General features: G+C 68.5%; 14 protein-coding genes and 1 tRNA gene. 6 read left to right on the top strand and 9 right to left on the bottom strand.

Translation table 11 applies throughout. The features are described 5' to 3' along the window. The 5 genes from VI056_02375 to moaD form a co-directional block, all read right to left on the bottom strand. On the bottom strand, positions 1-1,139 hold a 1,139-nt coding region (locus VI056_02375), incomplete at its 3' end, for a heterodisulfide reductase-related iron-sulfur binding cluster (protein HEY6201865.1). After that, a complete protein-coding gene (locus VI056_02370; protein ID HEY6201864.1) occupies positions 1,136-2,326 on the bottom strand; it encodes an FAD-binding protein in 1,191 nt (396 codons plus the stop codon). The genes VI056_02370 and VI056_02375, both read right to left, overlap by 4 nt. Continuing rightward, positions 2,317-3,750 (bottom strand): FAD-linked oxidase C-terminal domain-containing protein, encoded by a 1,434-nt coding sequence (locus VI056_02365; protein HEY6201863.1) that lies wholly within the window; start codon positions 3,748-3,750, stop codon positions 2,317-2,319. The genes VI056_02370 and VI056_02365 overlap by 10 nt, the downstream gene beginning before the upstream one ends. Before the next feature lie 5 nt (positions 3,751-3,755). Then, a complete protein-coding gene (locus tag VI056_02360; protein HEY6201862.1) occupies positions 3,756-4,223 on the bottom strand; it encodes an EVE domain-containing protein in 468 nt (155 codons plus the stop codon). Continuing rightward, positions 4,216-4,881: a molybdopterin converting factor subunit 1 gene (moaD, locus tag VI056_02355; protein ID HEY6201861.1), complete on the bottom strand. Its 666-nt coding sequence runs from the start codon at positions 4,879-4,881 to the stop codon at positions 4,216-4,218. Before moaD ends, VI056_02360 begins: the two co-directional genes overlap by 8 nt. Before the next feature lie 57 nt (positions 4,882-4,938). On the opposite strand from moaD, the gene VI056_02350 reads away from it, so the two are divergent. Together VI056_02350 and VI056_02345 are read left to right on the top strand one after the other, a co-directional pair. Continuing rightward, positions 4,939-6,246, top strand: a complete 1,308-nt coding sequence (locus tag VI056_02350; protein HEY6201860.1) for a hemolysin family protein — start codon at positions 4,939-4,941, stop codon at positions 6,244-6,246. A gap of 82 nt (positions 6,247-6,328) precedes the next feature. Then, positions 6,329-6,472 carry a hypothetical protein gene (locus VI056_02345; protein HEY6201859.1) on the top strand — a complete coding sequence of 48 codons (144 nt, stop codon included), beginning with the start codon at positions 6,329-6,331 and terminating at the stop codon, positions 6,470-6,472. Here VI056_02345 and VI056_02340 read toward each other — a convergent pair. The 4 genes from VI056_02340 to VI056_02325 all read right to left on the bottom strand — a co-directional run bounded on the left by VI056_02340 (position 6,469) and on the right by VI056_02325 (position 9,142). Then, on the bottom strand, positions 6,469-6,648 hold the full coding sequence (locus tag VI056_02340) for a hypothetical protein (GenBank protein ID HEY6201858.1): 180 nt from the start codon (positions 6,646-6,648) through the stop codon (positions 6,469-6,471). The genes VI056_02345 and VI056_02340 overlap by 4 nt on opposite strands. Beyond that, positions 6,645-7,589 (bottom strand): ParB/RepB/Spo0J family partition protein, encoded by a 945-nt coding sequence (locus tag VI056_02335; GenBank protein HEY6201857.1) that lies wholly within the window; start codon positions 7,587-7,589, stop codon positions 6,645-6,647. The genes VI056_02340 and VI056_02335 overlap by 4 nt, the downstream gene beginning before the upstream one ends. Further along, a complete protein-coding gene (locus VI056_02330; protein ID HEY6201856.1) occupies positions 7,576-8,346 on the bottom strand; it encodes an AAA family ATPase in 771 nt (256 codons plus the stop codon). Before VI056_02330 ends, VI056_02335 begins: the two co-directional genes overlap by 14 nt. Before the next feature lie 181 nt (positions 8,347-8,527). Beyond that, entirely contained in the window at positions 8,528-9,142 is a 615-nt protein-coding gene (locus VI056_02325) for a Yip1 family protein (GenBank protein HEY6201855.1), read from the bottom strand. Between the two features lie 117 nt (positions 9,143-9,259). On the opposite strand from VI056_02325, the gene VI056_02320 reads away from it, so the two are divergent. The 4 genes from VI056_02320 (at position 9,260) to VI056_02305 (ending at position 11,493) form a co-directional block, all read left to right on the top strand. Beyond that, positions 9,260-9,333, top strand: a tRNA-Ile gene (locus tag VI056_02320). Positions 9,334-9,410: 77 nt separating this feature from the next. Continuing rightward, entirely contained in the window at positions 9,411-10,328 is a 918-nt protein-coding gene (locus VI056_02315) for a threonine/serine dehydratase (GenBank protein ID HEY6201854.1), read from the top strand. A gap of 8 nt (positions 10,329-10,336) precedes the next feature. Further along, the gene (locus VI056_02310; GenBank protein ID HEY6201853.1) at positions 10,337-10,729 is read left to right on the top strand and encodes a ribonuclease HI family protein; all 393 of its coding nucleotides are present in this window, start codon (positions 10,337-10,339) and stop codon (positions 10,727-10,729) included. After that, positions 10,726-11,493, top strand: coding sequence for a hypothetical protein (locus VI056_02305; protein HEY6201852.1), 768 nt, complete (start codon positions 10,726-10,728; stop codon positions 11,491-11,493). The genes VI056_02310 and VI056_02305 overlap by 4 nt, the downstream gene beginning before the upstream one ends. Positions 11,494-11,496: the final 3 nt, after the last annotated feature.

Genomic DNA, 11,496 nt, shown 5'->3' with positions numbered 1-11,496 from the left:
GCGCCCGTCGCGAGGATCGCATCAACTTTCCGAGCTAGCAGCCGGTCCGAATACTCCGGCTGCGTGACGTTGTATGAGCCGGCGCTTCCGCAGCAAACGTCCGCGTCGGCCATATCGAGCAGCTCGAGACCGTGCACGCGCGACAAGAGGTCGCGCGGCTGCTTCCGGATCCCCTGCGCGTGCGCGAGATGGCAAGGATCCTGGTACGTCGCGCGAAGATCAAGACGTCCGAGCCGTTCGCCGGCAACCTCCACAAGGTATTCGCTGACGTCGCGCACTTTCGCGGCGAACGCGGCGGCGCGGGCCTTCCACACGGAGTCGTCGGCGAGCAGATGCCCATACCCCTTCAGCTGCGCCCCGCAGCCCGCGGCGTCGACGACGACCACGTCGACCTCCGCGTCCTCGAAGGCGGCAATGTTCCGGCGCGCGAGCGCGCGCGCATCCTCGCGCTCACCCGCGTGCGCGTGAAGCGCACCGCAGCACGTTTGGCCGGGCGCGTCGACGACGGCGACATTCTGCCGCGACAGGATGCGAGCGGCAGCGGTATGCACGTCGCCATACGCGACGCGCATCACGCACCCGAGCAGCAGCGCGACGCGTGCGCGCGGTGCGGGCGGTGGCACCGGCGCGCGGTAGCGCGGGCGGCCGAACGGCGGGTAGAGCGCCTCGAGGCGACCCAGGCCGCGCGGCAACACGCGCGTGAGACCGATGGCGTGTGCCAACCTGCGAATACCAAGCCGTTCGTAGAGGCCGAGCACGGCGGCGGCGCGTGCGAGCGATGGCGGATCCGCGAGGACGAGGAGCGCGAGACGGCGAAGCCGACCGGAAAGCCAGCCGCGCCGCGGGGCCGCGTCTTCAGAGATGACCGTGCGCGCGGCCTCGATGAGTTGGCCGTACGGGACGCCGGACGGACATACGACCTCGCAAGCGCGACAGGCGAGGCAGCGGTCGAGATGCAGCTTCGTCGTCTCGCTGATCGGTCCGCCCTCGAGCATGTTGATCATGAGATGGATCCGACCGCGCGGCGACTCCGTCTCGAGCCGAGTGATCTGATACGTCGGGCAGGCCTCGAGACACATCCCGCAGTGGATGCACTGGCGGAGGCCGCCTTCGACCGCCCGTAGCGGAGCGAGCGTCACGTGCTCGAGGCTAACGGGACGCGGCCGGGCGCGAGGACGCCATGCGGGTCGAAGCGATCTTTCAGCGCGCGCGCGATCGACAGCGGAACGCGCGGACGGCCCCACGCTCCACCCACCGCGCGCTTGAAGTCGGCGTCGGCGCGTTCGACGATCAGCGCGCCGTCCGCGGCTTCGAGGCTCGCGCGCATGCGGCCGAACGCCTCGACATCCAAGGCGCTCAGTACGAAGGCGATGCCACTGCCGGGATAGATCAGGGCGTTCGAAAGGTCGAGCCCGGACGGCACGTCGTAGCCCGCGGGCCACCCGGCCCGCGCGACCCGATCCGACGTCGCGGGCAGCGAAGTGATGTCGTCCCAGGCGCGGGCGTCGAACGGAGTGGCGCCGAAGCGTTCACGCACCGCGCTCGTGACCCGCTCGACCGCGGCGTCGGGGCCGGCGATGCGGATGAACACGCACGTGCGCGAGCCGCCGACGCGTTCGGCTGCGCCGCCCGTCACGACTGCAAGCGCGTCGAGCGGCAGATGCATCGCCCGCAGATCGGCCGCGACGCGGAGGGCGTCGCGAACGTCGGCTGCCGTCGCGCGCAGGGTCGCGGTCCTTTCGGGCAGCGCCATCAGCTTCAGCGTCACCTCGGCGAGCGCGACGAGCGTTCCGTAGCTACCGCTGTACAGGCGCGTGAGGTCGTACCCGGTCGCGTTCTTCACGACCCGTCCGCCAGCGCGGGTGATGGTGCCGTCGCCGAGCACGGCCGTGCAGCCGATGATCCAGTCGCGCGGATGCTGGTAACGCAGACGCGATGGGCCGGCCGCTGCGCTCGCGATCGTGCCGCCCACGGTCGCCCGCTCGCGGCGCGGAGCCTCGACCGGCCAACGCTGACCGCTCGCGCTGAGAGCGCTCGCGAGCTCGGCGAGGGTCGTGCCCGCGCGAACGGTGCAGACCAGATCCGCCGGCGAGTGCTCGACGATGCCGGTGAGTCCGGTGAGGTCGACCGCGATGTCGTATCGCTCCGGCGGATCGCCGACGCCGATGCGTGTCCCGCCACCCCAGAGGGCGACGGCCTCGCCTGCGCCGCCAGCCGCGGTGATGACGCCGGCGAGCTCTTCGGTCGTCTCGGGCCGCACCGTGCGCGACGGCACCATGCCGTCGACCGCTCGCTCACCGACCGCGACCTGCGTGGCTACACCCACATGCCCTCAGCGAGGCCGCGCTTGATGCGCTCGGTCGGGATGTCCGAGCAGGTCGAGCCGCCGGGGAAGATCTTTCCAGGATTCATCGTGCCGTTCGGATCGAACGCACCGCGCGCGCGCTGCATCGCGTCGAGGTCCTCGGGCCCGAAGACCCAGAACATGAAGTGGTTCTTCTCGAGTCCGATCCCGTGCTCACCCGAGAGGGTCCCACCGGCGTCGATCGCGACCTTGAGGATCTCCGCGCTGGCCTCCATGACGCGCTCGATCGGCTCCACCGCGCCGTCGAAGAGCAGCACCGGATGAAGGTTGCCGTCGCCGATGTGGAACATGTTCGCGATGACGTAGCCGTAGCGGTCGGCGATCGCGTTCACCTGCGCGAGCACCTCGGGAAGCTTCGAGCGCGGCACGACCGCGTCGTGGAGATAGTTGTTCGGGCGGATTCGCGCGAGCGCGGGGTAGCCGAGCTTACGCGCCTTCCATAAGAGCTCGCGCTCCGCCGGTGTCGCTGCCGTGCGCACGCCGAACGCGCCCCGCGCCTCGCACACCGTGACGATCGCCGACGCAGCCGCCGCGGTCTCCTCGCGGAGGCCCTCGACCTCCACCAGCAGCAGCGACCCAGCCTCCTCCGACAGGTGGGCGTCGAAGGCGGCGTTCACGGCGCGGATCGTCGTCTGGTCGAGCATCTCCATCGCCGCCGGAACGATGCCTCGGGCGATGATCTCGCTCGCGGCTCGGGCGCCGGACTCGACGTCGCGGAACAGTGCGACGAACGTGCGCGTGTCTTCGGGGAGGGGGAGCAAGCGGACCCACGCCTTCGTCACGATGCCGATGGTCCCTTCGCTGCCCACGATGAACGGTACGCAGTCGTATCCCGGGAGATCCGCGGTGCGTCCGCCGAAGACCGCGATCTCGCCATCGGCCAGGACCATCTCCACGCCGAGAACGTGATTGACGATCGACCCGTAGCGGAGGGCGTGCGGGCCACCCGCGTTCGTTCCGATGTTCCCGCCGATCGTCGAGACGCGCTGGCTCGCGGGATCGGGCGCGAAGAAGAGACCGGCCTCGCGCGCCGCGGTCGTGATCTGGAGGTTCGGCACGCCGGGCTCGACGAGGGCGGTCTGACCGACCGCGTCGATCGCGAGCACGCGTCGGAGGCGCGACGTCGCGACGACCAGCGCGCCGCCACACGCGATCGTGCCGCCGGAAAGACCGGTGCCCGCGCCACGCGGCACCACCGCTACGCCGGCACGGACCGCAGCCTTCACGCACGCGGCGATCTCCTCAGTCGTGCCGGGTACGACGACGGCGATCGGCGGATGGCGATCGAAGCCCGCGTCGTACTCGAACACGCGCAGATCGTCCGGCTGCGAAAAGACGTGCTCGGCTCCGCAGATCGCGACGAGCTCCCCGGTGAGACCGCGCAACGCGGTCAGGCCGCGCTCCGCTGGGCCTCTGCCGCGGCGATCGCCGCTTCGATGACGTCGAAGTCCTTCGCGTCGAGCTCGTGGACGTTGCCCTGGAATGCGAGCCGCCAGTGCTCCTTCGGCCAGCGCTTCACGTGCGTGAGCTTCCCGAGCAGCGACTCGGCTCTGATCGCGCGATCGGGATCGACCGCGTGATCCTTCTTGATCTTGAAGCGCCACGGATACGTATCGCCGGTCTTCTCGCTCACCCAGATCGGCTCGCTGCCTTCGAAGTACGGCGACGTGATCGTCGCCGTCGCCGCGAACGCTTGGATGCCGGTGAGGTACCAGCACACGCGATCGCCCGGTGCCATGCGCTCGGCCTTGCGCCGGTGCCGGCTCTTCACACCCTGCTGCGTGAAGCGCAGCTTGCGCGTCTTCTCGTAGTTGTCGGGGCTCGTGACGATCAGCCAGTGATTCTTAAGCTCAGGCATGATCCTCGATCCAGACCGCCCCATCGTCCGAGTGCTCCTTCTTCCAGATCGGCACGACCGTCTTCAGCTCGTCGATCGCGGCGCGAGCGGCGGTGAACGCGGCGTCTCGATGCGGCGCGCCGGCGGCGACGATGACGGCGATGTCGCCGATCGCGAGGTCGCCGATCCGGTGATGCATCACAAGGCGCAGTGGCGCGTGCTTGGTCTGGAGCCGCTGCGCGATCTCGCGCATCTTCGTCTCGGCCATCTCGGCGTAGGCCTCGTACTCGAGATGCGTCACGCGTTTGCCGCGGCTGCGGTCGCGCACCGTCCCGAGGAACACGACGATGCCGCCGAACCCGGAGTCGCGCACCGCGGCGAGCGCGTCGTCGACAGACAGGGCCGAGCCGGAAACGACGATCGGCGCGACGGTCGTGGCGCCACCGGAGACGGGCGGGATGAGGGCGACCTCGTCGCCGTCCGCGAGCGGCTCGTCCGGCGCCACGTATTCGTGATTCTTCGCGATGACGACCTGGCGGCCCTCGGCGATGAGCGGGTGGTCTTTGACGATCCTCGCGATCGCGTCCTTGACGGTCGCTCCCGGCGGCAATTCCAGCTCCATCCGACCGACGCCGGCGGCCTCGCGGTACGAGGCGAATAGCCGCACCAGCACGTGCATTCACCTGAGTTTAGGCGCGAACGGCGCAGGTCTATTCGGTGCGAGAATTCACCGGGCATGGACGCGGCCGAGGCACTTCGGGGCGCCGTCATCGCTGTCCTTCTCGTCCTCGCGAACGGATTCTTCGTCGCGGCCGAGTACTCGTTCGTTCGCGTTCGCGGGACGCAGCTGCAGGAACTCGCAAAGGCAGGCAGCGCCCGCGCCAAGCTCGGTGCGCACATCTCCTCGCGCCTCGACACCTACATCTCCGCGGCGCAGCTCGGCGTCACGCTCGCCTCGCTCGCGATCGGTTGGATCGGAGAGCCTGCGGTCGCGGCGCTCGTCGAGCCGCTCTTCCGGTGGCTTCCCGAGCCGGTGTTCCATGTCATCGCGTTCCTTCTCGCGTTCGGCGCGATCACCTACGTCCACATCGTCGTCGGCGAGCTCGCGCCGAAGTACCTCGCACTCCAGCGGGCGGTACAGCTCGCACTCCTGTGTGCGTACCCGCTTGACCTGTTCTATCGAGTCATGTTCCCGTTCATCTGGTTCGTCAACGGCAGCGCGAACTCTCTGCTGCGCTGGATCGGCATCAAGCCACGCGCCGACCTGAACGTCCATAGCGACGAGGAACTCAAGATGCTCATCGCTGCGTCGGCGCGTCAAGGCGTGCTCCAGGAAAGTGAGCGTGTGATCGTCGGGAACGCGCTCGACTTCGCCGACACGCTCGTGCGTCAGGTCATGGTGCCGCGCACGGAGATCGTCGCCGTGCCTGAGGAGCTCGATCTCGTCGGGCTCATCGCGATGGCGCGGCAGCATCGCCTCTCCCGCTTTCCGGTGTATCGCGACGACCTCGACCACATCGTCGGGGTCGTTCATGTGAAGGATCTGGTCGGTGTCGATCGCATGTCGAAGGCCAAGGCCCACGACATCATGCGGCGTGTGCCGGCGATCCCCGAAACGTTACGTCTTGACCAGGCGCTCGCCGAGTTCCGGCGGCAGCACGCCCAGCTGGCGATCGTCATCGACGAGTACGGCGGCACTGCCGGCCTCGTGACGCTCGAGGATGTTCTGGAGGAGCTCGTCGGCGAGGTCGGCGACGAGTTCGAGAAGGACACCGCGCCGCCGATCCGCGAGGAAGCCCCCGGCGTGTACCTCGTGGACGGCCTGGTCGGGCTGGCCGAGCTGCGCGAGCGCGTACGGCTCGAGCTGAATGACGAGCCGTATGACACGATCGGCGGCATGGTGTTCGGCCGGCTGGGCCGGCTGGCACAGGTCGGTGACACCGTCGAGGTCGAGGGATACCGCTTTCAGGTCACCGGCGTCGACGGACGGCGCGTTTCGCAGGTCCGTGTGCAGAAGTCGCGACCTCAGCGGAAGGCGCCGTGACCTTTTTCTCTCAAACCGTTACCAGTCCGTAACGAGCGGCCCGCCGCTTGCTCGTGGCACGTGCGTTGCTTGTACATGCGACGTGCTTGAACTACTGACGAACGACAGCGTGATCTTCCTCTTCGGGGCAGTCGGCCTCGCCACGACGGCCGTGTCGATCCTTCGCGACGCCCGCAGCCAGCGCGAGCGCGTCACCGCCCAGAACAGCGTCCGCCTCGAGTCCTAGCCGCCTCCGAACAGCGAGCGGACGAACCCGGCCAGCGCTTCCCACCGCTGCACCCAGAACAGCTGCGCCCTGGGATCCAGCAGGACAAATAGGCCCATCGCGGCCGCGGTGACCAGCCCCGTCATCAGGACGAAGGACATGACGCTTCCCCGTCCCGACAGCCGCTGGTCGCTCACGCGCGGCCGCTCTTCAGTCGCGCCACCAGGTTGTCCAGGCGTGCCCGCGAGATCGTGAGGAACTTCGCCAGGTTCTGACGGTCGCTCTCCGGGATCGTCAGCTTCCCGTCGTCACCGGCCGCGCGGGACAGCTCGGTCAGCGCCTCGTTCAGCTTCCGCGTCGCCGTGATGAGAGCGTCGTCGCGCAGCGCGGGGATCGCCGGCTCGGCTTTCGAGCCGCGCTCCTGCGGGTGAAGGATGCGCTCGACCCGGTCGTGGAGCCGGATGAGCGTCAGCTGACCGGCGAGGATCTGCTTGGCGAGCGAGCGGCGGCGGCGCTTGTCCTCGAGCTTCATCAGCTCGTACGCCGCGGACAGGGTGTCGTAGCGCTTGGCGACCATCTCGCGGACATCGTCCGGCGCGCTCGCGAGTCGGAGGCGGTTCTCTACGTAGCCCTTGTCCTTGCCGAGCTTCCCCGCAAGCTGGCGGATCGAGTAGCCGAGCTCGTCGGTCATCTTCTTGTAGATCACGGCCTCGTCGAGCGGCGAGAGATCCTCGCGCTGGAGGTTCTCGATCAGCGCGATCTCGAGCGCAGTTGCGTCGTCGAACCGTTCGACGATCGCCGGGATGGTCTCCTTGCCCGCGATCTTCGACGACCGCCAGCGCCGTTCCCCGGCGATGATCTCGTACTGGTCGCCCGACGGCCGGACAAGGATCGGCTGCAGCACGCCGTGTTCCTTGATGGACGCGGCGAGCTCCTGCAGCGTCTCTTCATGCCAGGTCATCCGTGGCTGCGACGGGTTCGGGATGACCTTCTCGAGCGGCAGCTCGCGCACCGCGGTCGGTGTTCGCGCCGCAAGCAGGCTGATGATGCCGGGCTGCGCCTCGGTCTCCTGCTGGAAGATCCGATTACCGGCGTCGCGGAATGATTTCCTGTGTGACGACGGACTACTTGTGAGCACCGATCACCTCCCTCGCGAGGTCGACAAAGCTCTTTGCCGCGTCCGACCGCGGCTCATACACGGTGATGGGAACGCCGGCTGTCGGCGCCTCGCCGATCTTCACCGACTGCCGGATCACGGTGTCGAACACCTGGTGATCGCCGAGCTCGCGCAGCGAGTCGAGCATGTCGCGCCCGAGGATCGTGCGCGAGTCGTAGAACGTCGGCAGGAGTCCGAGCACTCTCAGCTTTGGATTAAGGCGGCCCTGGACGGTCTTGATGATCTTCAGCAGCGCGGCCACGCCCTTGAGCGCGTAGTACTGCGTCTGCACCGGAATGATCACGCCATTTGCCGCGACGAGCGCATTGAGTGTCAGCAGCCCGAGCGTCGGCGGGCAGTCGATGAGGATGTACGAGTAGCGCTGCACGATGTCCTGACTCAGCTTGTCGCGCAGCGCCATCTCACGACCGATCGCGTTGAACAGCTCCACCTCGGCGGATGAGAGCTCGAGCGTCGCGGGCGCGACGTCAAGATTCTTCGTCTTCGTCGGCCGGATGATCGAGGTGAGCTTGAGGTCGGGGTCGATGAGGACGTTCGCGATGTTCTTCTCGACCGTGTTCAGATCGATGCCGAGTCCCACGGTGAGATTCGCCTGTGGATCGAGATCGAGGCAGAGAACGCGATGCCCGAGCGACGCGAGCGCGCCGCCGAGGTTGATCGTGCACGTCGTCTTACCGACGCCACCCTTTTGGTTGGCGACCGCGATGACCGTTCCCACGCGCTTCCTCCCGTCGTTTCCGTCCCCGGTTACGACGCGCACGTGCGGAAGCGGTGCACGTGACTCCCCTCGCGACGCCCGACCCAGCATAGCCTGAGTTCCGCAAAGACAACGTACAGACAGCGCAAATTGGTTCGCCTGGCAGGCGCCCGGGGCCGGCAGTCAGCCCTGCTTCTGCCCTCTACAAGGTCGCGATCGCGGCCCCGCCGATGATGATCCCGCTGATGATCGCAATGACGAGCAGGACGATCAGGGCGACGACCACCACGGCCACGGTGTAGCTCGTGGCCTTCTCCTGAGGGACCTTCATGAGCACCGGTAGGCCGAGGTACAGCAGGTACAGGCTGTACAGCCCGAGGATCGAGAGCCCGCCGAGGGCGGGGATCAGCGCGAATATCCCCGCCAGCCACTGCGCGGTGCTGGAGTAGGCCGAGACCTTGAAGGCCTGGGTCAGGTTTCGCGTGCCGCCGTACCGCGGCGCGAGGTTGTCGATCACCTGAGCCACGACGTAGGTCCCCAGAAGTGCGAGGGCGAAGGCGATGACGGCTCCGACGATCGCGGTGACGATCGGGACGCGTCCCCCGACGCCGGCGATCGTTGGCGTGCCGATGAGCGCGCCGCCGATGGCCGTCGCCACCGGTCCGATCGCCGCCAGCGGGATCACATAGCCCCGGAAGAGCGTCGAAATGTCCGTCTGCTCCGCTGCGATTACTGGCCACTCGGTCTTCGGCTTCATCAGGATGGCCTTCACGCGATCGACCAGCTTGGGTGAGATGACGCTTTGGGCGACTCCCATGACTTTCCTCCTCAGACGATCCGGCGCTGATAATGCGCTCAAGTGGGCCCGTATCGCTCAGCTGACGGGCCCGTCGTCGGCCGCCAGGGCGAGCAAGCTCGCACGGCGGCACTCCTAGGGCCCGTAGCTCAGTGGTCTAGAGCGGCGGACTCATAATCTGCTGGTCCTTGGTTCGAATCCAAGCGGGCCCACCGGTACCGACGACCGGCCACTGCCTCGGGAGGGTGTTCTGACGGTCTCGCTTACGGACGTCGAACGCGCCCGCGCCGTGGTCGCGACGCACATCACCCGAACCCCTCTCCTGACGAGCCGGTCGCTCGGCGAGCGTTGCGGCGCAAAGGCCTTCCTGAAGGCCGAGAACCTCCAGCGCACGGGGTCGTTCAAGCCGCGGGGCGCGGTCAACGCGATCCTGGGCCTCACGAGCGCGCAGCGCGCGAACGGGATCGTGACCATGAGCGCCGGGAACGCAGCGCAGGCCATCGCCTACGCGGGACGCGCCGTCGGGGCGAAGGTCACGGTGGCGATGCCAGAGTCCGCGCCCAAGACGAAGGTCGAGGCGACGCGAGGCTACGGCGCCGAGATCGTCTTCGCGCCGGACATGCTGGGTCTCCGTGCGCTCGTCAAGGAGATACAGGAGCGCCAGGGCTCCTACTTCCTTCACCCCTACGACGACGACGGCATGATCGCGGGCCATGGCACATGCGCCCTCGAGGTGCTCGACGATCTCCCCGACGCCGACCTGTTCGTTGTCGGAGTCGGTGGCGGCGGGCTCATCTCCGGCATCGCCGTCGCGGTCGCGGCGAAGCGACCCGGCGCGCGGGTGATCGGAGTGGAGCCAGAGGGCGCGAACGCGGTGCGGCGCGCTCTCGATGCCGGCTCGCCCGTCCCGCTGGAACGCATTCAGACCGTGGCGGATGGGCTCGCCGCGCCGATCGCGGGCGTTCGCAACCTCGAGATCATCCGTAGGTTCGTCGCCGACGTGGTCGTCGTGCCCGACGACGTGATCCTCGACGGCGTGCGCTTCCTCGCGTCGCGCGCGCGGCTCGTTGCGGAGCCGGCCGGCGGCGCGGCCGTCGGAGCGCTGCTCGCCGAGCGCGTCGTTCCGCGATCGGGAGAGAACGTCGTCGCGATCGTGTCCGGCGGCAACGTCGATCTCTCCCGCCTCGCCGAGTTCTTCGCCGCGTGAAGCGGGCCGTGCTGTATGCGGATGGCGCCTGCCGCGGCAACCCCGGGCCCGCGGGGTCCGGCGCGGCGCTCGTTGACGGCGAGGGTCATGTCGTCGCCGAAGCGATGCGCTTTCTCGGCCATGGCACGAACAACGTGGCCGAGTACACCGCCCTGATCATCGGCCTCGAGGAGGCGCGACGGCATGACGTCGAGGAGCTCGAGGTCCGCATGGACTCGAAGCTCGTGGTCGAGCAGATGAACGGGAAGTGGCGCGTGCGCGACGCGAAGCTCATCCCGCTCGCGATCCGCGCGCGCGAGCTGTTCGCGCAGTTCCACAAGAAACGCATCCGGCACATCCCACGCGAGGAGAACACCATCGCCGATCTGCTCGCCAACCGCGCGATCGACGACGCCGCATGACCGACAGTGACGATCCGCTCGGCTCGCTCGTCGCGCGAAGTGTCGGCGGCGACGTCCGAGGCGTTCGCTCCGAAGAGCTCGACGCGGCAGACGGGATCGAGCGCAAACGCCTGCACTTCACACGCGACGGTCGCGATACGACCGCCCTCTTCGAGCGCAGCGCCAGAGGCGTGGTCGTCGAAGCGCAGCTGCTCCCGTTCCTTGCTCGTAAGACCGATCAGGTGCCGCGCGTCCACTCCCGTGGGATCCCGCCGCCCCACGTGTCGCTGGGTCCATGGCTGCTGCTCGAGGATCTGAGCGGCGCGCCGGACGCCTGCGAAGGCGATGTCGCCGACATCGTTCGCGCGAAGATCGCGGTCGAGCGCGCCGTCGCCGCCGACGGCCCCGCGCTGCGCGCGCTCGGCGTGCCCGTGCGCACGCCAGCCGACATCGTGCGCGACGCGGGCGGCGATACGAATGCGGAGGAGGCCGCGCGCGAGCTCGCGGCCTGGCCGGTCGCGTTGGTGCACGGCGATCTCAGCTGCGCACACGCTGCGCGCGCCGACCGTGGCGTCGTGTTGGTGCGCTGGTCCGGCGCGCACCTGGGCTGCGGGCTGCTCGATGCGGTCCGACTCGCGGCGGATCTGCGTGGCCGTGGCCGGCCGCTTGACGCCGACGCGGTCGTCGACCGCTACGTCGCCGAGAGCGGCGGCCCCAGAGACGACGCGCTCGTCCGCGCCGCGAAGCGCATGGACGCCCTGCTTCACCACCCGTCCCGCCAGTAGAAT

It is taken from the genome of Candidatus Limnocylindria bacterium, from assembly GCA_036523395.1.
Taxonomy (GTDB): domain Bacteria; phylum Chloroflexota; class Limnocylindria; order P2-11E; family P2-11E; genus CF-39.
The sequence above is the reverse complement of the archived record's forward strand: the minus strand, read 5'-3'. Positions and strand labels throughout refer to the sequence as shown.

What these genes read in the sequence shown, in the direction of transcription:
- moaD (HEY6201861.1), bottom strand. Translation starts at nt 4,881, where the DNA reads ATGCACGTGCTGGTGCGGCTATTCGCCTCGTACCGCGAGGCCGCCGGC.
- VI056_02350 (HEY6201860.1), top strand. Translation starts at nt 4,939, where the DNA reads ATGGACGCGGCCGAGGCACTTCGGGGCGCCGTCATCGCTGTCCTTCTC.
- VI056_02360 (HEY6201862.1), bottom strand. Translation starts at nt 4,223, where the DNA reads ATGCCTGAGCTTAAGAATCACTGGCTGATCGTCACGAGCCCCGACAAC.
- VI056_02305 (HEY6201852.1), top strand. Translation starts at nt 10,726, where the DNA reads ATGACCGACAGTGACGATCCGCTCGGCTCGCTCGTCGCGCGAAGTGTC.
- VI056_02325 (HEY6201855.1), bottom strand. Translation starts at nt 9,142, where the DNA reads ATGGGAGTCGCCCAAAGCGTCATCTCACCCAAGCTGGTCGATCGCGTG.